Genomic DNA, 20757 nt, shown 5'->3' with positions numbered 1-20757 from the left:
CTGCTCAAGCTGGTTCAGAAGACACCATTATATGCCCCAAGCGCGGCCTCAAGCCCTGCCTTCCCGCTCTTCGCGCAGGATGCGCTGGCGTTCGATCCAGTCCGCCACCGGCCCGCGCACGTCGATGCCGGACAAATCCTTGGCCACGCCCAGGTTCAGCCCCAGCAGGAAGGGGATGCTGTCCACCGGCACGGCGTCGCAGTGTTGGCCAAAGGAGCGCAGGAAACGCGGCGAATCGACTACCTTGATCACCTTCTCGCCGCTCATGTATTGCAGGATGCTGGTGATGCTGTGGCCCTTGCCGATGGCGTGGTAGATGAAGCGGTTGTACTCCTTGTCCAGCCTCTTGAAGTCCAGGGTTTCCTTGGTCATCAGGCCGGACAGGTAATGCAGGCCCAGCGCCACGCGGAAAAAGCCGGTGGCTTCGGACACGGTGGTGCCGCTGCGCGTGACGGCGAGGATTTTTTCCTTGGTGGCGCTATCGATCAGCTGGCTGTTTTTCATAGTGGCTCGACTATAGCAAGACAAAACGCTTTTGTACCTTGCACGCCGGAATTTTGGCATGCTACCCTTGCTCACCATCTTTACAACAGGATAACAAAATGCTCGAAGTTCAGGGCTTGGCCAAGCGCTTCCGCCTGCATGGACAGAAGGGACAGCCGGCCGCCACGCGCGATCCGCGCGGCCACGACGGCTGGTTCCACGCGGTGCGTGACGTGAGCTTCAGCTGCGCGCCCGGGGAAGTGCTGGGCCTGCTTGGCCCCAACGGCGCCGGCAAGACCACCACGCTGCGCCTGCTGTCGACCGCGCTGACGGCGGACGCGGGCAAGGCCATGGTCGACGGCGTGGACCTGCTGCAGCACCCGCTGCTGGCGCGCCAGCGCATCGGCTTTTTGTCCGGTTCCACCGGTTTGTACGGGCGCCTGACGGCGCGCGAGAACGTCGAGTATTTCGGCCGCCTGCACGGCATGGAAGGAGCGCACCTGAAGCGCCGCTGCGACGAGCTGTTCGAGCTGCTGCAAATGCAGGACTATGGCGGCAAGCGCGCCGACCACCTGTCCACCGGCATGAAGCAGAAATGCGCCATCGCCCGCACCGTGGTGCACAATCCGCAAATCGTCATCCTGGACGAGCCGACCACCGGACTGGATGTCATGTCGTCCAAAATCCTGCTGGACTTCATCGCCAGCTACAAGGCGCTGCGCATCCCGCTGGTGTTTTCCACCCACCACCTGCACGAGGTGGAAAAGCTGTGCGACCGCGTGTGCATCATCAACCACGGCAAGACCGCCTTCAACGGCACTGTCGACCAGCTGCGCCACCTGGGCGGCAGCGCCGACCTGTACGACGCCTTCATCGACGTCGTCAACCGCGAGGGCTGAGCCATGTGGACCATCTACCTGAAGGAAATCCTGGAGCTGGCGCGCGACCGCAAGACCTTCATCTTCACCGTGCTGATCCCGGTGCTGGCCATGCCGCTGATCCTGGGCGGCTTCAGCTACCTGTCGACCAATATGTTCAACCGCGCGCGCACCGCCGAACTGAGCTACGCGGTGTTCGGCAAGGAATACGCGCCCGGCCTGAGCCGGCGCTTCACCGCCGAGCGCGGCTTCCGCGAAGTGGCGCTGGCCACGCCGGACGACGTGCGCAACGCGATCGACAAGGACGTGATCAAGTTCGCGCTGGTGATCCCGCCCGAATTCCAGCGGCGGCTGGACGGCAAGCAGCAAGCCAGCGTGGTGCTGCATTACAACAGCGCCGTGATGGTGGACGTGATCCGCAAGCGCGTTTCAGCCGAGCTCGATGCGCACAACGCCGAGCTGCGCGAGCAGGAGCTGTCGGCGCTCAACCTGAGCAAGAGCCAGCTGCGCTTCGCCCTCAATCCGGTGACACTGGAGGAACGCTCCACCGCCGGCCAGCGCGAGAAAATGGGCGCCATGCTGGGCGGCATCCTGCCCTATCTGCTGCTGATGGGCTGCCTGATGGCGGCCATGTACCCGGCCATCGACCTGGGCGCCGGCGAGAAGGAGCGCGGCACGCTGGAAACCCTGCTGCTGGCGCCGGTGCCGCGCAGCGCCATCGTGCTGGCCAAGTTCCTGGTGCTGTTTACCATCGGCCTGACCTCGTCGGTGCTCATGGTGGGCAGCATGAGCGCATTGCTGTTCTTCTTCGGCGCCACCGCCTCGCCCGACCTGGCCGCCATGGTGCGCGCGATCGGCGTGCTGGACATGGCCATGCTGGCGCTGATGCTGGCGCCGACCGCCGCCATCTTCGCCTCCGTGCTGCTGTCGCTGTCGATCTACGCCAAGAGCTACAAGGAAGCGGCGGGCCTGATCTCGCCGCTGATGCTGCTGTCGCTGCTGCCGGTGATGGTGGCCCTGCTGCCCGGGGTGGAGCTGAACTGGTTCTGGGCCATGGTGCCGCTGACCAACGTTTCGCTGGCCATGAAGGAACTGGTGAAAGGCACCATGGACTACCGCATGTTCGCGGTGATCCTGGTCTCCACCACCATCACGGCCGGCGCGCTGCTGGCCCTGTGCCGCTGGTGGTTCAGCCGTGAACAGGTGCTGTTCCGGAATTAACATTCTCTGGCAAAGCGCCCGCTTTCGGCAATCTGGAACCCCGATTGTGCCGACTGTCGCAATGAAGCCACCGCTCAGCCGCAATTTCAATACAATGCCAACATTGAATAGTGGTATGTCCTGTTGCGGTGCAGCAGGACACGACAGGAGTCAGCATGGAATTACGCATCCGCAATTTGTCCAAGACTTACGCCAACGGGGTGGTGGCGCTGGACAATATTTCGCTCACGATACCGGCCGGGATGTTCGGCCTGCTGGGCCCCAACGGCGCCGGCAAGTCGACCCTGATGCGGACCCTGGCGACGCTGCAGGAATGTGATTCGGGCTCGGTGTTCCTGGGCGAGCTGGACGTGCTGGACGAGAAGGATGAGATCCGCCGCCTGCTGGGCTACCTGCCGCAGGACTTCGGCGTCTATCCCAAGGTCTCGGCCTACGAAATGCTGGACCACTTCGCGGTGCTGAAAGGCCTGTCGAACCGCGCCCGCCGGCGCGAGGTGGTGGACGGTCTGCTGCAGCAGACCAATCTGTTCGAGGTGCGCCACCAGAAACTGGGCACCTATTCGGGCGGCATGCGCCAGCGCTTCGGCATCGCCCAGGCGCTGCTGGGCGACCCGAAACTGATCATCGTCGACGAGCCGACCGCCGGCCTGGACCCGCAGGAACGGGTGCGCTTCCACAACCTGCTGTCGGACATCGGCGAAGACCGCACCGTGATCCTGTCGACCCACATTGTCAGCGACGTGGCCGACCTGTGCGCCAGCATGGCCATCATCAACAAGGGCCACTTGCTGCTCACCGGGCAGACCCAGCAGCTGATCGACGACATCAGCTGCAAGATCTGGGCGCGCTTCGTGGACAAGAAAGACCTGCAGCAGTTCCAGACCCGCCACGCCGTCATCTCCACCCGGCTGCTGTCCGGCCGCACCCTGATCCACGTCTACAGCGACGACGACCCGGGCGACGGCTTCGAGGAAGCCATCGGCGACCTGGAAGACCTCTACTTCGCCACCATCGCCGGCCGCCACAGCGCAGCCGATAGCTGCGATTAAGGCGGCCACCATGTTCGCCATCGCCCTGTTCGAAGCGCGCCAGCGCCTGAAGATGCTGTCCACCTGGGTCTACTTCGGCATGTTCCTGCTGCTGGCCATGCTGTGGATGGCGGCCGCCGGCGGCGTGTTCAAGGAAGCCGTGGTCACCTTCGGCGGCCGCGTGTTCATCAACGCGCCGCGCTCCATCCTGTTTACCGCCAGCTTCCTCGGCTGCCTGGGCGTGATCGTGGTGGCCGCCATGATGGGCCGCTCGGTGCAGCAGGACTTCGAATACGACATGCACCACTTCTTCTTCAGCGCGCCGATCCGCAAGGTCCAGTACATGCTGGGCCGCTTCATCGGCGCCTACCTGACGCTGGCGGTGGTGTTCTCCTCCATCCTGCTGGGCGCATGGCTGGGCACCTTCATTCCGGGCATCGATCCCGAGCGGCTGGGCAAGCCGCCGCTGGCGGCCTGGCTGATCCCCTACTTCACCACGCTGCTGCCCAACCTGTTCATCTTCGGCGCCATCTTCTTCGTGCTGGCCGCGCTGACGCGGCGCATGCTGCCGGTCTATATTTCCAGCGTGGTAATGCTGATCGGCTACATCGTCGCACCCGGCCTGGCGCGCGACCTGGACTACAAGACCCTGGCCGCGCTGATCGACCCCTTCGGCACCGCCGCCGCCATCAACCTCACCGAATACTGGCCCATCGCCGAACGCAACACGCGCCTGGTGCTGCCGGAAGGCGTGTACCTGCTGAACCGCGTGATCTGGACCTCGTTCTCGCTGGTGGTGCTGCTGCTGGGCTACTGGCGCTTCCGCTTCGTCAGCAGCATCGACAGCGGCAAGGCCGACGCGCGCGGCGAGGCCGAACCGGCGCTGCGCATCAGCCACTCGGCCAGCCACACGCACCAGGCGCCGGACTTCCAGTCGCGCAGCCTGGGCCTGCTGCTGGCCAAGATGAGCTGGCTGAACCTGCGCGAAACGGTGAAGAACGTCTACTTCCTGGTGATCGTGCTGGCCGGCGTGCTGACCATGTTCGCCGGCGCGCTGGACATGGGTTCCATGTTCGGCACCAAGACCTATCCCATCACCTACATGGTGCTGGAAATGGTGTCGGACACCTTCGCGCTGTTCATGCTGGTGATCACCACCTTCTACGCAGGCGAGCTGGTGTGGCGCGAGCGCGAGAACCGCATGGCGCAGATGCTGGACGCGCTGCCGGTGCCGAGCTGGCTGCCGCTGCTGTCCAAGCTGTTCGCGCTGATCGGCCTGCAAGCCCTGCTGATGCTGGTGGTGATGTTGTGCGGTATGACCATCCAGGTCGTCAACGGCTACTTCCAGTTTGAACCGGGCCTGTACTTCCAGCACCTGTTCACCATCCAGCTGCCGTCCTACGCGCTGGTGGCCGTGCTGGCCATCGCCGCGCAGGTGGTGCTGAACCATAAATACATGGCCCACTTCGCCATGATCGTCTACTTCGTGGCCAGCATCACGCTGCCCTCGCTGGGCATCGAGCACCCGCTGCTGGTGTACGGCACCTCGCCCAGCTTTGTCTATTCGGCCATGAACGGCTACGGCCACTACCTGGTGCGCGAACGCTGGTTCGAACTGTACTGGGGCGGCGCGGCGCTGATCCTGCTGGTGCTGTCGCTGCTGTTCTGGGCGCGCGGCAACAACGACGAATGGCGCCAGCGCATCGCGCTGGCGCGCCACGCGCTGACCATGCCGGTGCTGGCCACGCTGGCCCTGGGCGTGAGCATCGTGCTGGGCGCCGGCGGCGTGCTGTTCTACAACCTGCATATTGCCAACTGCTACAAATCGTCCTACCAGAAGCTGGCCGACCGCGCCGACTACGAGCGCAAGTACCAGCAGCTGGCCGCGCTGGCGCAGCCGCGCATCACGGACGTCCAGCTGGGCGTGTCTATCGAGCCGGAAAAGCGCCGCCTGCACGTGAAGGGCCGCTATATGCTGGAGAACAAGAGCGCCCAGGCCATCTCCGACATCTACATCACGCAGGACACCACGGCCGACATGCAGCCGCTGCGCTTCGGCCAGGTGGCGCAGCTGAAAATGAAGGACGAGGACCTGGGCGTGTACCGCTACACCCTGTCCACCCCGCTGGCGCCGGGCGCGCGCATGCCGCTGGAGTTCGAGCTGGACTATGCCCCCAAGGGCATCCTCGGCCTGGGCCAGGACACGCCGGTGGTGGCCAACGGCACCTTCTTCAACAATACCGTGCTGCCCCACATCGGCTACCAGCGCCAGGCCGAGCTGACCGATCCGCGCGACCGCAAGCGCCACGGCCTGCCGGCGCAGGAACGCGCGCTGCCGCGCGACGATCCGAAAGGCCTGGCCAACAATTATCTCGGCAACGACGCCGACTGGGTCACCTTCGACGCCACCGTCAGCACCAGCGCGGACCAGATCGCGGTGGCGCCCGGCTACCTGGAGAAGGAATGGAAAGCCAAGGGCCGGCGCTACTTCCACTACAAGATGGACAAGCCGATCCTGAACTTCTACGCCTTCCAGTCGGCCCGCTACGCGGTCAAGCACGACTGGTGGCAGGACGTGGGCATCGAGCTCTACTACCACCCCGGCCACGAATACAATCTGGACCGCATGGCCAAGGGCGTGAAGGACGCGCTGGACTACTACAGCAAGAATTACAGCCCCTACCAGCACAAGGTGGTGCGCATCGTCGAGTTTCCGCGCTACGCGGGCTTTGCGCAGTCCTTCCCGAACACCATACCGTACTCGGAAAGCGTGGGCTTCATCGCCAAGGTGGACGACAAGAATCCGAAGGACATCGACTATCCGTTCTACGTCACGGCACACGAAGTGGCGCACCAGTGGTGGGCGCACCAGCTGGTGGGCGGCGACACGCGCGGCGCCACCGTGCTGAGCGAAACGCTGTCCGAATACTCGGCGCTGATGGTGATGAAGAAGCAGTACGGCCCGGACCGCATGCGCCGCTTCCTGCGCTACGACCTGAACCAGTACCTGATGGGGCGCGCGCTGGAGAACAAGAAAGAGCTGCCGCTGGCCGACAACGAGAACCAGCCCTACATCCACTACCGCAAGGGCAGCCTGGCCATGTACCAGCTGCAGGACATCCTCGGCGAGGACAAGGTCAACGCCGTGCTGAAGGGCCTGCTGGCGCAGCACGCCTTCCACGCCCCGCCCTATCCGAGCGTGACGGTGCTGGTGGACGCGCTGCGCCAGATCGCGCCGCCCGAGCAGGCTTACCTGATCGACGACTTGTTCAACGCCATCGTGCTGCACGACAACCGCGCGCTGAGCGCCACGGCGCGCAAGCGGCAGGACGGCAAGTACGAGGTGACCTTGAAAGTACACGCGAGCAAGCTGCGTGCGGACGAACTGGGCGCGGAAAAGGAAGTGGCGATCCGCGACCTGATCGACATCGGCGTGGACGACAAGGACGGCAACAGCCTGCTGCGCGAACGCAAGCTGGTGTCGCAGAAGGAAGGCGTGTACACGCTGGTGGTGAACGGCCGGCCGGCCAAGGCCGGCATCGACCCGGACAACAAGCTGATCGACCGCAAGCCCGACGACAACATGATCGCCGTCGAACTCTGATCGCAGTGCGGCGGGCTTACTTCAGCAGGATGGCTTTGCGGTATGGCGCGATGGGCGGTTTGGGGAACTGCACCGAGGCGTAGTTCTGGCGGAAGCAGGCCGCCTTGCTGTTTTCCACGTCGGTGACGGTACTGGTGACTTTGCCGTTCGCGTCCAGCAGCAGCATGATGGTGACCGGATACTTGGACTTGCCATGGCAATTGCCGCGCTCATCGAACTTCTGCGCGTTGTTGTAGGCGATCGATTCATCCTCGTATTTGCTGACCTTGGCGTTCGGGAACTGGGCGTTGAATTTCGCCATCTCGGAGGTGAATTCCGGGTTCTTCGGCGACGGCGCTTCGTCCTGGGCGGCGGTATTGCTGGTCTGCATGGTCTGGCAAGCGGACAGCAGCAGTGCGGCGCCCAGGGCGCTCAGTTTCAGACAGGTATTTCGCATAATTTCTCCCAAAGCATGTAGTTGTTGTCACAGTCTACATACTTCGGGGTTTTTGCAGCGCGCTGCTGCAGAGCTAGCGAATCAGGCGTGCAGGCGCAGCGCCGGCTGACGCGCGGCGCGCGGCGCGGCGGGCACGGCGGCGGAGCTGTGCACGGTCAGCGCCGGCGCATGGCTGTAGCCCTCGGACAGCTTGAACACGCCGACCACGCCGGCCAGCGATTCGGCCTGCTCCTGCAGCGCGCCGGCGGCGGCGGCGGCTTCTTCGACCAGCGCCGCGTTCTGCTGCGTCACGTGGTCCATCTGGATCATGGCCTCGTTCACCTGCTCGATGCCGGCGCTCTGTTCCATGCTGGCAGTGGTGATTTCGCCCATGATGTCGGTCACGCGCTTGATGCTGTCGACCACCTCGCTCATGGTCATGCCGGCCTGTTCGACCAGCTGGCTGCCGGCGTTGACCTTGCCGACCGAGTCGTCGATCAGCGCCTTGATTTCCTTGGCGGCGGCGGCGCTGCGGTGCGCCAGGTTGCGCACTTCGGTGGCCACCACGGCGAAGCCGCGGCCCTGTTCGCCGGCCCGCGCCGCTTCCACGGCCGCGTTCAGCGCCAGGATGTTGGTCTGGAAGGCAATGCCGTCGATGACGCTGATGATGTCCACGATCTTGCGCGACGAGGCGTTGATCGATTCCATGGTGTCGACCACCTGCCCCACCACTTCGCCGCCGCGCTCGGCGACGTGCGAGGCGGCCTCGGCCAGCTGGTTGGCCTGGCGCGCATTGTCGGCGTTCTGTTTCACGGTCGAAGTCAGTTCCTCCATCGACGACGCGGTCTCTTCCAGGCTGCCCGCTTGCTGCTCGGTGCGGGCCGACAAGTCCTGGTTGCCGGCGGCGATCTGGCCGGACGCGGTGGCGATCTGGTCGGTGCCGGCGCGCACTTCGCCGACAATGCGGGCCAGGCCGTCGTTCATGGTTTTCAGCGCCTGCAACAGGCGGCCGGTTTCATCCTTGCTGTCGACCACGATGTCGCTGCGCAGGTCGTTGGAGGCCACGGCACAGGCGATTTCCACCGCGCGGCCCAGCGGCCGGGTGATGCCGCGCGTCAGGCGCCAGGCGCAGACGCCGCCCAGCGCCAGCACCACGGCGGCGAAGGCCAGCATGAAGCTGCGGTTGGCGTGGTATTCGGCGTCGATGCTGGCCGCATTGGCGTCGATGCTGTGGCGCTGCATCACCAGCAGGCCGTTCAGCGCATCCAGGTAGGCCTTGCCGTCAGGGATGAAGCGCTGTTCCAGCACGGCGGCGGCTTCCTCGAGTTTGTCTTCCTTTTTCAGCGCCACGATGGCGTCGCGTGAAGATATATAACGCTTGCGTGCCGCCACCATGTCGGCGAACAGCTTCTTCTCCGCATCGCTTTCCAGCAAGGGCTCGACTTTCTTCTGCAGCTCGTTCACTTCGCTGGTGGAAGCGGCGGTGTCGGCGGCGAAGAAAGGCCCCAGGCTGGGGTCGCTGGACTTGGAGATCGCGGTGGTGCGGCGCACGCTGGTATGGATCAGCCGGTACCAGTCGGAGATCATGCGCTCCTTGGCCAGCGGCTGCTGCATCATTTCGCTGGTCGCGTCGGCAACCGACTGCATATGGCTCAGGCCGATCCAGGTCATCAGCATAGTGAGCAGCAACACGAGTCCAAAGCCGCCGGCGAGGCGGGTGCCAATTTTCAGGTTGTTCATTTTTTCTCTCAAAAAACTATGTATGGGACACAGGCGGATAAACCGCGCCCCGGCTGAAAACTGGTGCCAGTGCGTCCATGGGAAACTGCGATTGCGACAATGAGACAGCGTGCTGCTGTGGGATAGCGGCACTTGGTATTGATAGAACTGCTAGGGAAGGGCAGGAGTGTAACACGAAGTCGAAAATTAGTGCCTCGTGGAAACTACGTAGATTTTATGCATACGCCTCGAACGCACCCAGCACGGCGCCGTTGAACATGGCGCTGGCGGCCACGCCGGCCAGGTTGGGCCGGGTCTTGAGCACGTCGCCCCAGTAGGACGACAGCGCCGAGGACGGTGAGCTTTGCAGCAGTCCGGCGCCGGTGTACAGCCCGGAATTGAAGGCGCCCGCTTCCAGGCTGGCGGCGATCCGCTGGTTTTGCTGCTGCAGGGCCAGCCCCTGGGTGGAACTGCCGAGCGGCGGCACCGCCACCGGATCGGGCAGCGTACCGGCCTGCAGGATCGAATCGAGCAAGCCGGACGCCGTGTAGACCTGCGCCGTCGAGTTGTTGCCGCCCAGGGAGGCCACCACGCTGGACTGCGCCGACAGGCTGACCGCGATCGACGGCAGCACAGCGTCCTCCGTGCCGGTCTCCTCGATCGCGGGAGGCTGGTACAGGGAGTAGCTAAGCGGCAATGTTAGCGCGGGGATCATAGCTTCACTATAGTCACCTCGACAGTGAACGCAAGGATGAGCGCTGCTGTACACGGACCGGCCAGCGGGAATACCATTACGGAATGAAAACACTGTTCCTCACAACGTGGCCGCGCGCAGCGGCAGTGACTGCCGTGGCCTGGCCGCTGGCGGCTTCGGCGCTGGCAGCGGGCCCGACTTTCGGCACCCACGGCATGGCGCTGTTCGGCGGCAAGGACGGCTTGTATGCCTCGCATCTGCCGATGTTCCATGCGCCGCACGATTACCAGGTGGTGCTGCAGGTCCGCGTGGCCGATCCCAAACTGGACGCGGCGCTAAAAAAGCGGCTGGATGGCAAAACCGCGCTGTGGACCGTGGACCCTGAAAAATTCGAGCTGGACCGGCTGGCGCCGGACGCGGCCCATCCATTGCGCCGGTTCAAAGCCCAGCTGGTGCTGGGCCATTTCGAACAAGGCGGCAAGACGCAGTACAGTAATGCAACATTGATAGTGGATAAAGTTTTATTGTTCCGGCAGCTTTCTCCCGACGTAAAAACAAACTCCACGGCAACTTATGTGCAAATAGGCAACGGCAAGCAGCGTTATCTCATCAAGAAGATCGACAGCCGGCCTGATTTGGATCATATTGTTTCTTACCGTGCAGCATCGCATGCGCCCTACGCGTCCCTTACCATCGCCAAGCACGGCATGGCAGAACCGGAAGCCAAGGCACTGGCCGCCGCGCTGCAGGCAGTTCCGTCCGCCATACGCGGCACGGTCTACTTCTCTACCGAAGACTTGCGGTGATGACAGTTCCTGCGATCTACCAAGGCTTGTGGCGACGCACCGGTATCTGGCGCAGCAATGGCACCAGCGACCTGAGCACGCAAGTCTGGTGGTTTCAGTCGGCCAGTTTCCACATCGATTTACGCATCCCCATCGACCGCCCTTCCATGGACAGCCGCGCCCAGCTGGCCGCGCTGGCTCCTGCGCAACTGGCCCGCTTCAGCGCGCAGACCGGCTTCGCCGGGAAGACCGTGGTGGCGGGCGAGCGCTGCGAGTGGCGGCCGGAGATCGCCTTCCCGACCCTGAGCGCCGACCTGGACGCGGGCTGGATGCGCTTCGACAGCGAGGACGCCGTCCACGAAACCGGCATCGACAACAGCTACGAAGAAGACTGGGTACGCATGGCCTCGGCGCCGATGCGCGGCGTGCGGCTCGAATCAACCGGGCCGGCCGGGCCGACGGGAGCGTCGATTGCCTACCTGATCATCGGCGAGCGCTGGATGGCCTGGGCCTGCGGCAGCCCCGCCGACGCCTATTCCCCTTCCGCGCCCGGCTCCGGGTCCTGGAGCGAATTCACCGTGCTGCACAAGGGCGGCGGCTGGCGCGTTGCCGGCTCCAATTGCGCCTGGCAGGAGGGGCTGGACGTGCCCGATGCGGACGCCCTGGCGGCCCAGCCTTTCGCGCTGGCGGACGTCACCACCCTGCCCTTCGCCCCCGGCCACTGGCGCGTTACGGCGCTGGCTTAGGCAGCTGCACCGCCGGGCGCACGCACAGCAGCAGCGCGAACGAACGGCGGCTCAACACATGGCTAAACCCATAGTTCGGTCTGAAAAAGCAATCGAGGACCTTGACTCCATTGCAGCGTACATTGCCCGCGACTCCTTGGTAGTGCTGCATGGCAGACGCAGCTTGCGGTCGGTGCGAGCACGACTGCAGAAATAAAAACGGGACCCGAAGGTCCCGTTTGCTTATGCCGCCGGTAGGCGCTGATTACTCTGCGGTGGCGGCAGCTTTCTTGGCCGGCGCCTTCTTGGCGGCCGGTTTGGCTGCCGCTTTTTTCGCCGCAGGCTTGGCGGCCGCTTTCTTGGCGGCCGGCTTGGCGGCGGCTTTCTTGGCGGGAGCTGCCGGCGCCGCTGCCGCCTCGCCTTCCGCGCCTTCAGCCGCGTCCGCCTTGCCCGCTTTCGGCTTGGCGCCCGGCTTGGCCTTGCGCTCTTCGAACTCGAAGCTGATCTTGCCGTCCTTGCCCTTGGTCAGGAAGGCCTTGAACGGACGGCGCGTGCGCTGCGACACGAAGCCCGGCAGCAGGTCGGTCTTGCCTTCGTTTAGCAGCTTGCTCATCTGCTCGGGCAGGATTTCCTGCTGCAGGATGATGCGGCCGCTGCGGAAGTCGCAGGTCTTCGGCTTGGCCACGCTGTGCTCGCACACATAGGCCAGACCCATCTCATACACGTTGGCGGCGCATTTCGGGCACGGGCCGACCGGCGTCTGGCCGGTGAAGTCCACGCCTTCGCCGTCCTCGCCTTCCTCGTCGTTCTGGCCGAAGTCGAACTCCAGCTTGAAGTTGCTGATGTCCTCGTCGCGCACGATGCGCAGGATGGCGGCGAAGGGACGGCCCATCTTGGAGCGGAAGCCTTGCAGCGGACCGATGGTGCGCTCTTTCAGCAGCTGCTCCACTTCGGCGATCTCGAACTGGCGGCTGCCCGGCGTTTTGCTCATCGAGAATTCGCACTTGGTGCAGGCGAACCGGCGGTAGTTCTCCTTCACCACGCCGCCGCAGTTCGGGCATGGCGTGGTCAAGGTGGCGTAGTCGCCCGGAATGGTGTCGTTGTCGTATTCCTTGGCGCGCTTGACGATGATTTGCGTCATCTGGGCGATTTCGCGCATGAATTCCTCGCGCGAAATGCGGCCCTTTTCCATCTGCGACAGCTTGTATTCCCATTCGCCGGTCAGCTCGGGGGCGGTCAGTTCGTTCACGCCCAGGCCGCGCAGCAAGGTCATCAGCTGGGAAGCCTTGGCGGTCGGCATCAGTTCGCGGCCTTCGCGCAGCAGGTATTTCTCTCCCAGCAGGCCCTCGATGATGGCCGCGCGCGTGGCCGGCGTGCCCAGGCCCTTGCCGGACATGGCGTCGCGCAGCTCGTCCGAGTCGATCAGCTTGCCCGCGCCTTCCATGGCCGACAGCAAGGTCGCCTCGCTGTAGCGTGCAGGCGGCTTGGTGACCAGGCCATTGGCGGTGACCTTTTCGGTGTGCACCTTCTCGCCCTTGGCGACCGGCACCAGCATGCCGCTGCCTTCCTTGTCGTCGTCGGCGGCCACGTCCTTGCCATAGATGGCCATCCAGCCGGCATTGGTCATGACCTTGCCTTCCGTCTTGAACTGGTGGCCGGACACTTCGGTGTAGCGGGTGGTGACCTGGAACTCGGCGGCCGGGAAGAACACGGCCATGAAGCGGCGCGTCACCAGGTCGTACAGTTTCTGCTCGGGCTCGGACAAATTCTTCGGGGCGATGCCGGTCGGAATGATGGCAAAGTGGTCCGAGATCTTGCTGTTGTCGAAGATGCGCTTGTTCGGCTTGACCCAGCCCTTGGTCAGGATCTGCTTGGCGAAAGTGTGGTAATTGTTGTTCTCGCCCAGCACGCCCAGCACTTCCTTGACGGTGTCCAGATAGTCTTCCGGCAGGTGGCGCGAATCGGTACGCGGGTAGGTCAGCACCTTGTGCTTCTCGTACAGCGCCTGGGCCAGGCCCAGCGTGTTCTTGGCCGAGAAGCCGAAGCGGCCATTGGCCTCGCGCTGCAGGCTGGTCAGGTCGAACAGGCCGGGCGCCATCGAGGTGGTCGGCTTGGATTCCTCGGTGACGTTGCCCTGCTTGCCCTTGCAGGCCAGCGCGATGCTGTCGGCGGCGGCCTTGGACCACAGGCGCTCGGCGCGCTTCTCCGGATCGTTCTCGTCCTTCTTGAAGCTGGCATCCATCCAGCGGCCTTCGTACACGCCGGCCGCGCAGATGAACTCGGCGCGCACTTCCCAGTAGTCGCGCGAGACGAATTTCTTGATTTTCTCTTCGCGCTCGACCACGATGGACAGGGTCGGCGTCTGCACGCGGCCCACGGTGGTCAGGTAAAAGCCGCCCTCTTTCGAGTTGAACGCGGTCATGGCGCGGGTGCCGTTGATGCCGATCAGCCAGTCCGCTTCCGAGCGGCAGCGCGCGGCGTCGGCCAGCGGCAGCATCTCGTCGTCCGAGCGCAGGTTGCTGAAGCCTTCGCGGATCGCGTTGGGCGTCATCGACTGCAGCCACAGGCGCTGCACCGGCTGCTTGGCCTTGGCGTTCTGCGCGATCAGGCGGAAGATCAGTTCACCTTCGCGGCCCGCGTCGCATGCGTTGATCAGGCCGGTGACATCCTTGCGCTTGATCAACTTGTTGAGCACTTTCAGGCGCGACTCGGTCTTGGCGATCGGGTTCAGCGCGAAGTACGGCGGGATCATCGGCAGGTGCGCGAAGCTCCATTTGCCACGCTTGACGTCGTGCTCTTCCGGCACCGCGATTTCCAGCAGGTGGCCCACGGCCGAGGACAGCACGTATTCGTCGGACTCAAAGTACTCATCGTGCTTGGTAAAGCCGCCCAGCGACTTCGCGATGTCGTTCGCGACAGATGGCTTCTCGGCGATGATGAGGGTTTTGCTCATAGTTTTAGTATTCTCTTGTTTTTTTACTCTGGATTTGGCGCAGCATGCGCATCATACAGAACATTCTTATACCGCATGCCGAACTTTTGCAATCCCGGTATGGCTGCCGCGGTATGGCGGCACGGCACGGCCGCAGCACAGGGTAATCTTGTAGTCTTGCGGCATGCAAGCGGGGAACAACGGGAAGCGGTCAGTGCAGCAGGCGCGGCGTCTGATCTTCGTCGGAACCGAACAGGTCGTCGAACATCAGCGCGTCCGGCTCCTTGCCCTGGCTCCACAGCAGCATCAGGACGATGACCTTGAGCTTGCCCAGCGACACGGGAACTTCATCCAGCGCCAGCGCGCGTTCAATGACGATTTCACGCTGCAGCGGCGACAGCACCTGGGCGCTTTCGAGGAACTGGATGAAGCCGATGGCGGCGGTGCCCAGCGCGTCCCGCTCCTCCTCCACATAGTAGCGGGTGCCGGTGGACGCGGCCGTCAGCGATTGCTCGACCCCGGCCATTTCATTCAGGTCGGTCAGCCAGACCAGCGCCTCGGATATCTCCTCGTCGTCGAAACCGACGGCCGACAGTTTCCTTGCCAATGCGGCCGGTTCCGGGCACGCATCGGGGCGGTAATAAGTCTCGTAGAGATAAACAAGGATGTCGAACATGGCGCTACTCTAACAGTTAAGAACGGCGAAACACAAGCCCTGCACCGCATCGTTACGGCCGCTGCCGGGTCAGGCGCTGAAAAATTCCTCCCGGCAAACGCTCGACCAGCCCGGCCAGTTCCAGCGCCAGCAGATGGCTGTGCGCGTCGGCGGCGGACAGGCCGGCGCGCAGCGCCAGGGCGTCGGCGTTGGCCGGGTCGTGGCCGAGTGCGGTCAGCACCGCGTCGAGTTCGGCGCGCAGCTGGGCGGTGACCTGCAGCCGCTCGGCGCCGGCGCCGGTCGGCGCTTCCGGCAGCAAGTCTTCCAGCACGTCGGCGGCGGACTCGGCCAGCTTGGCCTTGCATTCGCGTATCAGCGCATTGCAGCCCTTGCTCAGCGTAGCATGGATGGAGCCGGGCACGGCGAACACGTCGCGCCCCTGGTTCAGGGCATAGCGCGCCGTGATCAGCGAACCGGACTGCGCGGCCGCCTCGATCACCAGCACGCCGCGCGCCAGGCCGCTGATGATGCGGTTGCGGCGCGGAAAGTTGTCCGGTAGCGGCGCGGTGCCCAGCGGATACTCGCTGACGATGCAGCCTTCGGCAGCGATGCGCAGCGCCAGCTCGCGGTTACGGGCCGGATACAGGCGGTCGATGCCGGTGCCCACCACCGCCACCGTGCCGCCCCCGGCCGGCCCGGCGGCCAGCGCGCCGGCGTGCGCGGCCGCGTCGATGCCCAGCGCCAGCCCGGAGGCCACCGTCAGTCCGGACGCCGCCAGCGCCTCGGCAAAGCGGTCCGCGTTGGCCACGCCCTGCGCGCTGGCGTTGCGGCTGCCGACGATGGCAACAGATGGCTGGTACAACAACGCGCGCCGCCCCCTTGTATACAGTAGCAGCGGCGCGGCCGGAATGTTGCGCAACTGGGACGGGAAGGCCGGGTCGTCCAGCGCCATCAGCTGGTGGCCGGGCAACTCCAGCCAGCGCAGCGCGGCCTCGGCCAGGCCGGCGCACTCGTCCAGCAGCGCCGGCGGCGGGCGGCGCAACGCCTGCACGGCGGCCGGCACCAGCTTGTCCGCCAGCACCTCGGACAGCACGCTGCCCAGCGCGGCGGGATCGGCCTCGAAAACGCGGTCGGGATGTTGCAGTTCAGCTATCAGTGCAGCAGCGGCGGTGACGCCGACACCGGGCGTCAACTGCAGACGCAGCCAGCTGGCCAGGGCGCGGGCACTGAGCGGCTGCGGGCGGGGGGTGGGGGTATCCGTGGCTTGCACGGCGGGGTTTACTCCGGCGATTTGGCGACGTCGCCCACTTCCACTGGCGCCGTGACCTGCATGATCAGGCCGTACGAAATATGCTTGAACACGCGGAAGATAAACAAGCTGCCCACTTCCTCGTCCGGCAGCTTGACCTGCGGCTTGCCCAGGTTGTGCCAGCCTTTGCTGGCGCCCGGATCAGTCACCGTCTGTCCCTTATGGTACAGCTGCAGCACGGAGCCGATATCGAGTCCGTCAAGCTTTCCGCGATTAATACTGACAACCTGGTTCTGGCCGGCGTGGCTCACGCCGCCGTAAATCGCCACCACGGCGGCGTCCACCTGGCGCTCCGGCGGGTGCGGCACATAATTCTGCATCGGCGTGGGCGGCGCCTGCATCAGCAAATCGCCCTTGCCCATTTCTTCCTTGGCCGTGGCCACCATGAAGGTGTGCACTTCGGAGCCGGGCTTGGCGGCCGTCACCAGCTTGAGCGTGCCTAAATAGAAAGCTTCCTGGCCGATCACGGCCTTGGTGACCGGATCCTTCAGCGGTTTGCCCGGACGGAACACCTGGAACGAGGTGCCGCCCTTCAGGTCGCCGCGCACATAGGCTTTTTCATCCTTGCCGAGGAAAACATGGCCCTCCTGCGCCGCAATGATGCGCGGTGCGTTCTGCAGCTCGTCTTCCTCGATAATCAGCGGCTGGGTCAGGAAGGGTTCGATGTCGCCGGTGGGGATGGATTGCACGGCGTCCTTGCCCAGGCCCTCCATGCGCAGCTGCGGCGACAGGCGCAGCGCGGACGGATCGCCGGATCCGCTGCCGCCGCCGGCGCCCACCCGGTTGCCCAGGCGCAAGCGGCCTGCGGCGCGGTCCAGGTAGACGATCTGGCCCGGGTAGATCCAGTGGGGATTGCGGATTTCGTCGCGGTTCATGCCCCACACCTGGGGCCAGCACCACGGCCGCTCCAGGAACTTGCCGGAGATATCCCACAGGGTATCGCCCTTGACCACCACGTGCTGGTCCGGCGCGTTGGGCCGGAATTCGCAGTTCATGGCCTGCGCCGAGGCTGCCGCTGCACCGGAAATGAGCGTCGCGATCAACAGGCGTGCGCCGACTGTGCTAAAATTTTTCATTGAGATGTCCGTTAAAGGCGGGCATGGACGAAAGGCTGGATCGCGACCTGAAGGTTGCCCTGCTGAATCAAATTCTGCCCATAATACCCTGAACTAGCAAGAGAAACCACGCTGCGCAGCAGGGTGCGCCTGTTGCATTTTTAAGTCACACGACCAATCCGCATGTCCATACTGAATATCCTCCGCTATCCCGACCCGCGCCTGCACAAGATCGCGCAGCCTGTCACCGCCTTCGATGCGCGCCTGGCCAAACTGGTCGGCGACATGGCCGAAACCATGTACGACGCACCCGGCGTCGGCCTGGCCGCCACCCAGGTGGACGTCCATGAGCGCGTTGTCGTCATCGACATCACCGAAGACAAGAGCAACCTGATCGCCTTCATCAACCCGGAAATCATCTGGGCCAGCGAAGAGCGCCAGGTGTACGACGAGGGCTGCCTGTCCGTGCCCGGCGTGTACGACGGCGTGGAACGCCCGTCCCAGGTGAAAGTGCGCGCCTTCGACGTCAAGGGCGAACAGTTTGAACTGGAAGCGGACGGCCTGCTGGCCGTGTGCATCCAGCATGAAATGGACCACCTGGTGGGCAAGGTGTTCGTGGAATACCTGTCGCCGCTGAAGCGCAACCGCATCAAGACCCGCATGATCAAGGAAGAACGCGGGCTGCAGCGCGAAAAAGCGCTGCGCGAGCAAGGCCGCCGCATCTGACGCACCACTCCCCCCCACATGGCCGGCACAGTCCGGCCATGTTAGCTTAGTGCCACCTCAAGAGGAAAAAACATGAAAATAATCTTCGCGGGCACACCCGAATTCGCAGCCGTTGCGCTGCAAAGCCTGCACGAGGCGGGTTTCGAGATCCCCCTGGTGCTGACACAGCCCGACCGCCCCGCCGGACGCGGCATGCATCTGCACCCGTCCGCCGTCAAGCAGTACGCGGTGGCGCACCAGATCCCGGTCGCGCAGCCGCTGTCGCTGCGCATGGACAGCAAAGACCCGCAGCGCGCCGCCGAAGCGAAGCGAGCCCACGAGCTGCTGCTGGCCACCGACTACGACGCCATGGTGGTGGCCGCCTACGGCCTGATCCTGCCGCGCAGCACGCTGGACATCAAGCCTTGCATCAACATCCACGGTTCGCTGCTGCCGCGCTGGCGCGGCGCGGCGCCCATCCACCGCGCCATCGAGGCCGGCGACGCGGAAACCGGCGTCACCATCATGCAGATGGAAGAAGGCCTGGACACCGGCCCCATGCTGCTGATCGAGCGCCTGCCGATCGGCCCGCAGGACAGCACCGGCGTGCTGCACGACAAGCTGGCGGCGATGGGCGCGCGCATGGTCGTCAAGGTGATGCGCAAGATGGAACAAGGCGTGGTGGAAGCGGTACCGCAGCCGGAAGCGGGCGTCAGCTACGCCGCCAAGATCAGCAAGGAAGAAGCGGCGCTGGACTTTTCCCAGTCCGCGCGCGAGATCGGCCGCAGGATCCGCGCCTTCAATCCCTTCCCCGGCGCGCACGGCGAGGTGAACGGCGTGACCATCAAGCTGTGGGGCGCCGAAGTGCTGGACGCCGACAGTTCCGCCCCGGCCGGCCAGGTGCTGGCGGCCGACGCGCAGCACGGCATCGTGGTCGCTTGCGGCGGCGGCGGTTCGCTGCGCCTGACCGAGCTGCAAAAGCCGGGCGGCAAACGCCTGCCGGCGGCCGAGTTCATCAAGGGCTTCGCGCTCGACGGCTTGCGCTTTGCCTAGGCAGTGAGCACGAAGTTGGCTGAGCCGGCGCGCATCGACCAGTTGGCTGCGCTGCGCGCCCTGCGCCGCGTGGTCGAACTGGGCAGCTTCACGGCTGCCGCCGAGGCGCTCGATCTCAGCCACACCGCCGTCTCGCGCCAGATCAAGCAGCTGGAGGCCCACCTCGGCGCGCAGCTGCTGAACCGCACCACGCGCCGCTTCGCCCTCACCGACGCCGGCAAGCAATACTACGAAGCCAGCCGCCAGATTCTCGACGCGCTGGACGACGCGGACCGCGCCGTCGGGCAGCACCAGGCGCGCCCGTCCGGCAGCCTGCGCATCAACGCGCCGATGGCCTTCGGCACGCTGGAACTGGCCGGCTGGCTGCCCGCCTTCATCGCGCAATATCCCGACCTGACAGTGGACCTGGTCTGCAACGACCGCATCGTCGACCTGATCGAAGACGGCTTCGACGTCGCGCTGCGCCTGACGCGCGGCCTGCCGGACTCCACGCTGGTGGCAAAAAAACTGGCCGACAGCCCGCTGCTGCTGGTCGCCAGTCCCGCCTACCTGAAACAGCACGGCACGCCGCGCACGCCCGCCGAGCTGGCGCGGCACAACTGCCTGGCCTACACCCAGGCGCAACAGCCGCGCGTCTGGACTTTCAGCAGCCGCAGCGGCGGCGAGGAGACCGTGAGCGTGCAAGGCAAGCTGCAAGCCAACACCAGCGTTGCCCTGCGCGCGGCCGCGCTGGCAGGCCTGGGCATCATCAACGCCGCGGCCTTCATTGTGCACGAGGACGTGCAGCGCGGCGCCTTGACCGCGCTGCTGCCGGACTACCCGCAGCGCCCCCGGGAACTGTACGCGCTCTACCCGCAGAGCCGCCACCTGTCGCCGAAAGTGCGCGCCTTCATCGACTTCGCGGCCGCCCGCTACCGCGAACGCGGCTGGGCTTGAACGCCGCCATCGGCGTTATGGCGTGATGCGCGCGCATATGGCGCACGCAGCAGTTGCTTCATGCGCTGCAAACCATCCGGGCCTTAGGTTGCAACCATGCGAACAATCAAGCGGGGGGCGACTCCATGGCCTTCTTCACCGCGCGGTACTGCTGGGTGAGGCCGCCGTAGCCCCAGGCGGCGGGGCGGGCGTCGTCGATGTGGACGTAGCTCACGTCGTGCAGCGGGCCGAGCAGGCCGGCCATTTCTTCGAATACCGCCTTGATGTAGGCCGCCTTCTCAATCGCCGTGTTGGTCTCGTCGGTGATTTTGATGTCGAGGAAGAAGCTGGCCTTCTCCTGCTGCGCCAGCGACTGCTCGCCAATGTACCAGTGCTGCGGCGGCACATGCGAGATGGCGATGGAGGTCAGCGGCTGCGCCTTGTGCAGGATGTCGTTGGTCAGGCGCAGCAGGATGGCGGCGGCGCGCTGCGATTGTTCGGCGCTGGCGTTGTTGGCCGGCGTGGACAGGGTGAGGTTCAGGATGGGCATGGTGCTACTCCTTTAGGATCGGGTTAAGGTG

At 64.8% G+C, this 20757-nt stretch carries 18 protein-coding genes; 9 read left to right on the top strand and 9 right to left on the bottom strand.

Features of this window, described 5'->3' with window-relative positions:
• Positions 1-48 precede the first annotated feature (48 nt).
• Positions 49-504 carry a hypothetical protein gene (locus tag ASD15_RS08450; protein WP_057154397.1) on the bottom strand — a complete coding sequence of 152 codons (456 nt, stop codon included), beginning with the start codon at positions 502-504 and terminating at the stop codon, positions 49-51.
• Positions 505-602: 98 nt separating this feature from the next.
• On the opposite strand from ASD15_RS08450, the gene ASD15_RS08445 reads away from it, so the two are divergent.
• The 4 genes from ASD15_RS08445 (at position 603) to ASD15_RS08430 (ending at position 7214) form a co-directional block, all read left to right on the top strand.
• Entirely contained in the window at positions 603-1382 is a 780-nt protein-coding gene (locus tag ASD15_RS08445; protein WP_057154396.1) for an ATP-binding cassette domain-containing protein, read from the top strand.
• 3 nt (positions 1383-1385) lie between these two features.
• On the top strand, positions 1386-2582 hold the full coding sequence (locus ASD15_RS08440) for an ABC transporter permease (protein WP_057154395.1): 1197 nt from the start codon (positions 1386-1388) through the stop codon (positions 2580-2582).
• A gap of 155 nt (positions 2583-2737) precedes the next feature.
• Positions 2738-3631: an ABC transporter ATP-binding protein gene (locus ASD15_RS08435; protein WP_057154394.1), complete on the top strand. Its 894-nt coding sequence runs from the start codon at positions 2738-2740 to the stop codon at positions 3629-3631.
• Between the two features lie 10 nt (positions 3632-3641).
• Positions 3642-7214 carry an ABC transporter permease gene (locus ASD15_RS08430; protein WP_057154393.1) on the top strand — a complete coding sequence of 1191 codons (3573 nt, stop codon included), beginning with the start codon at positions 3642-3644 and terminating at the stop codon, positions 7212-7214.
• A 16-nt stretch (positions 7215-7230) separates the two neighbouring features.
• Here ASD15_RS08430 and ASD15_RS08425 read toward each other — a convergent pair whose 3' ends face one another.
• From ASD15_RS08425 to ASD15_RS08415, 3 genes are all read right to left on the bottom strand, one after another.
• Positions 7231-7650: a hypothetical protein gene (locus tag ASD15_RS08425; protein ID WP_057154392.1), complete on the bottom strand. Its 420-nt coding sequence runs from the start codon at positions 7648-7650 to the stop codon at positions 7231-7233.
• Positions 7651-7731: 81 nt separating this feature from the next.
• Entirely contained in the window at positions 7732-9369 is a 1638-nt protein-coding gene (locus ASD15_RS08420) for a methyl-accepting chemotaxis protein (protein ID WP_082551683.1), read from the bottom strand.
• A gap of 214 nt (positions 9370-9583) precedes the next feature.
• Positions 9584-10063 carry a hypothetical protein gene (locus tag ASD15_RS08415; protein ID WP_157200865.1) on the bottom strand — a complete coding sequence of 160 codons (480 nt, stop codon included), beginning with the start codon at positions 10061-10063 and terminating at the stop codon, positions 9584-9586.
• Between the two features lie 83 nt (positions 10064-10146).
• On the opposite strand from ASD15_RS08415, the gene ASD15_RS08410 reads away from it, so the two are divergent.
• Complete coding sequence (locus ASD15_RS08410) at positions 10147-10848, top strand: hypothetical protein (RefSeq protein ID WP_057154390.1); 702 nt, start codon at positions 10147-10149, stop codon at positions 10846-10848.
• Entirely contained in the window at positions 10848-11573 is a 726-nt protein-coding gene (locus ASD15_RS08405; protein WP_057154389.1) for a hypothetical protein, read from the top strand. Before ASD15_RS08410 ends, ASD15_RS08405 begins: the two co-directional genes overlap by 1 nt.
• 244 nt (positions 11574-11817) lie before the next feature.
• Here ASD15_RS08405 and ASD15_RS08400 read toward each other — a convergent pair whose 3' ends face one another.
• From ASD15_RS08400 to ASD15_RS08385, 4 genes are all read right to left on the bottom strand, one after another.
• Positions 11818-14505 (bottom strand): DNA topoisomerase III, encoded by a 2688-nt coding sequence (locus ASD15_RS08400; protein ID WP_057154388.1) that lies wholly within the window; start codon positions 14503-14505, stop codon positions 11818-11820.
• 190 nt (positions 14506-14695) lie between these two features.
• Positions 14696-15160, bottom strand: coding sequence for a DUF494 family protein (locus ASD15_RS08395; protein WP_057154387.1), 465 nt, complete (start codon positions 15158-15160; stop codon positions 14696-14698).
• Between the two features lie 52 nt (positions 15161-15212).
• A complete protein-coding gene (dprA, locus tag ASD15_RS08390) occupies positions 15213-16409 on the bottom strand; it encodes a DNA-processing protein DprA (RefSeq protein ID WP_057154386.1) in 1197 nt (398 codons plus the stop codon).
• Positions 16410-16417: 8 nt separating this feature from the next.
• The gene (locus ASD15_RS08385; RefSeq protein ID WP_057154385.1) at positions 16418-17524 is read right to left on the bottom strand and encodes a LysM peptidoglycan-binding domain-containing protein; all 1107 of its coding nucleotides are present in this window, start codon (positions 17522-17524) and stop codon (positions 16418-16420) included.
• Between the two features lie 162 nt (positions 17525-17686).
• On the opposite strand from ASD15_RS08385, the gene def reads away from it, so the two are divergent.
• The 3 genes from def to ASD15_RS08370 all read left to right on the top strand — a co-directional run bounded on the left by def (position 17687) and on the right by ASD15_RS08370 (position 20197).
• Entirely contained in the window at positions 17687-18229 is a 543-nt protein-coding gene (gene def, locus ASD15_RS08380) for a peptide deformylase (protein ID WP_057154384.1), read from the top strand.
• A gap of 72 nt (positions 18230-18301) precedes the next feature.
• Positions 18302-19261, top strand: coding sequence for a methionyl-tRNA formyltransferase (gene fmt / locus ASD15_RS08375; RefSeq protein WP_057154383.1), 960 nt, complete (start codon positions 18302-18304; stop codon positions 19259-19261).
• 3 nt (positions 19262-19264) lie between these two features.
• On the top strand, positions 19265-20197 hold the full coding sequence (locus ASD15_RS08370) for a LysR family transcriptional regulator (RefSeq protein WP_307188271.1): 933 nt from the start codon (positions 19265-19267) through the stop codon (positions 20195-20197).
• A gap of 106 nt (positions 20198-20303) precedes the next feature.
• On the opposite strand, the gene ASD15_RS08365 is transcribed toward ASD15_RS08370, so the two are convergent.
• On the bottom strand, positions 20304-20726 hold the full coding sequence (locus tag ASD15_RS08365) for a 4-oxalocrotonate tautomerase (protein WP_057154382.1): 423 nt from the start codon (positions 20724-20726) through the stop codon (positions 20304-20306).
• Positions 20727-20757: the final 31 nt, after the last annotated feature.

The organism is Massilia sp. Root351 (genome assembly GCF_001425045.1).
Taxonomy (GTDB): domain Bacteria; phylum Pseudomonadota; class Gammaproteobacteria; order Burkholderiales; family Burkholderiaceae_D; genus Rugamonas.
The sequence above is the reverse complement of the archived record's forward strand: the minus strand, read 5'-3'. Positions and strand labels throughout refer to the sequence as shown.

What these genes read in the sequence shown, in the direction of transcription:
- ASD15_RS08450 (WP_057154397.1), bottom strand. Translation starts at nt 504, where the DNA reads ATGAAAAACAGCCAGCTGATCGATAGCGCCACCAAGGAAAAAATCCTC.
- ASD15_RS08445 (WP_057154396.1), top strand. Translation starts at nt 603, where the DNA reads ATGCTCGAAGTTCAGGGCTTGGCCAAGCGCTTCCGCCTGCATGGACAG.
- ASD15_RS08440 (WP_057154395.1), top strand. Translation starts at nt 1,386, where the DNA reads ATGTGGACCATCTACCTGAAGGAAATCCTGGAGCTGGCGCGCGACCGC.
- ASD15_RS08435 (WP_057154394.1), top strand. Translation starts at nt 2,738, where the DNA reads ATGGAATTACGCATCCGCAATTTGTCCAAGACTTACGCCAACGGGGTG.
- ASD15_RS08430 (WP_057154393.1), top strand. Translation starts at nt 3,642, where the DNA reads ATGTTCGCCATCGCCCTGTTCGAAGCGCGCCAGCGCCTGAAGATGCTG.
- ASD15_RS08425 (WP_057154392.1), bottom strand. Translation starts at nt 7,650, where the DNA reads ATGCGAAATACCTGTCTGAAACTGAGCGCCCTGGGCGCCGCACTGCTG.
- ASD15_RS08420 (WP_082551683.1), bottom strand. Translation starts at nt 9,369, where the DNA reads ATGAACAACCTGAAAATTGGCACCCGCCTCGCCGGCGGCTTTGGACTC.
- ASD15_RS08415 (WP_157200865.1), bottom strand. Translation starts at nt 10,063, where the DNA reads ATGATCCCCGCGCTAACATTGCCGCTTAGCTACTCCCTGTACCAGCCT.
- ASD15_RS08410 (WP_057154390.1), top strand. Translation starts at nt 10,147, where the DNA reads ATGAAAACACTGTTCCTCACAACGTGGCCGCGCGCAGCGGCAGTGACT.
- ASD15_RS08405 (WP_057154389.1), top strand. Translation starts at nt 10,848, where the DNA reads ATGACAGTTCCTGCGATCTACCAAGGCTTGTGGCGACGCACCGGTATC.
- ASD15_RS08400 (WP_057154388.1), bottom strand. Translation starts at nt 14,505, where the DNA reads ATGAGCAAAACCCTCATCATCGCCGAGAAGCCATCTGTCGCGAACGAC.
- ASD15_RS08395 (WP_057154387.1), bottom strand. Translation starts at nt 15,160, where the DNA reads ATGTTCGACATCCTTGTTTATCTCTACGAGACTTATTACCGCCCCGAT.
- ASD15_RS08385 (WP_057154385.1), bottom strand. Translation starts at nt 17,524, where the DNA reads ATGAAAAATTTTAGCACAGTCGGCGCACGCCTGTTGATCGCGACGCTC.
- def (WP_057154384.1), top strand. Translation starts at nt 17,687, where the DNA reads ATGTCCATACTGAATATCCTCCGCTATCCCGACCCGCGCCTGCACAAG.
- fmt (WP_057154383.1), top strand. Translation starts at nt 18,302, where the DNA reads ATGAAAATAATCTTCGCGGGCACACCCGAATTCGCAGCCGTTGCGCTG.
- ASD15_RS08365 (WP_057154382.1), bottom strand. Translation starts at nt 20,726, where the DNA reads ATGCCCATCCTGAACCTCACCCTGTCCACGCCGGCCAACAACGCCAGC.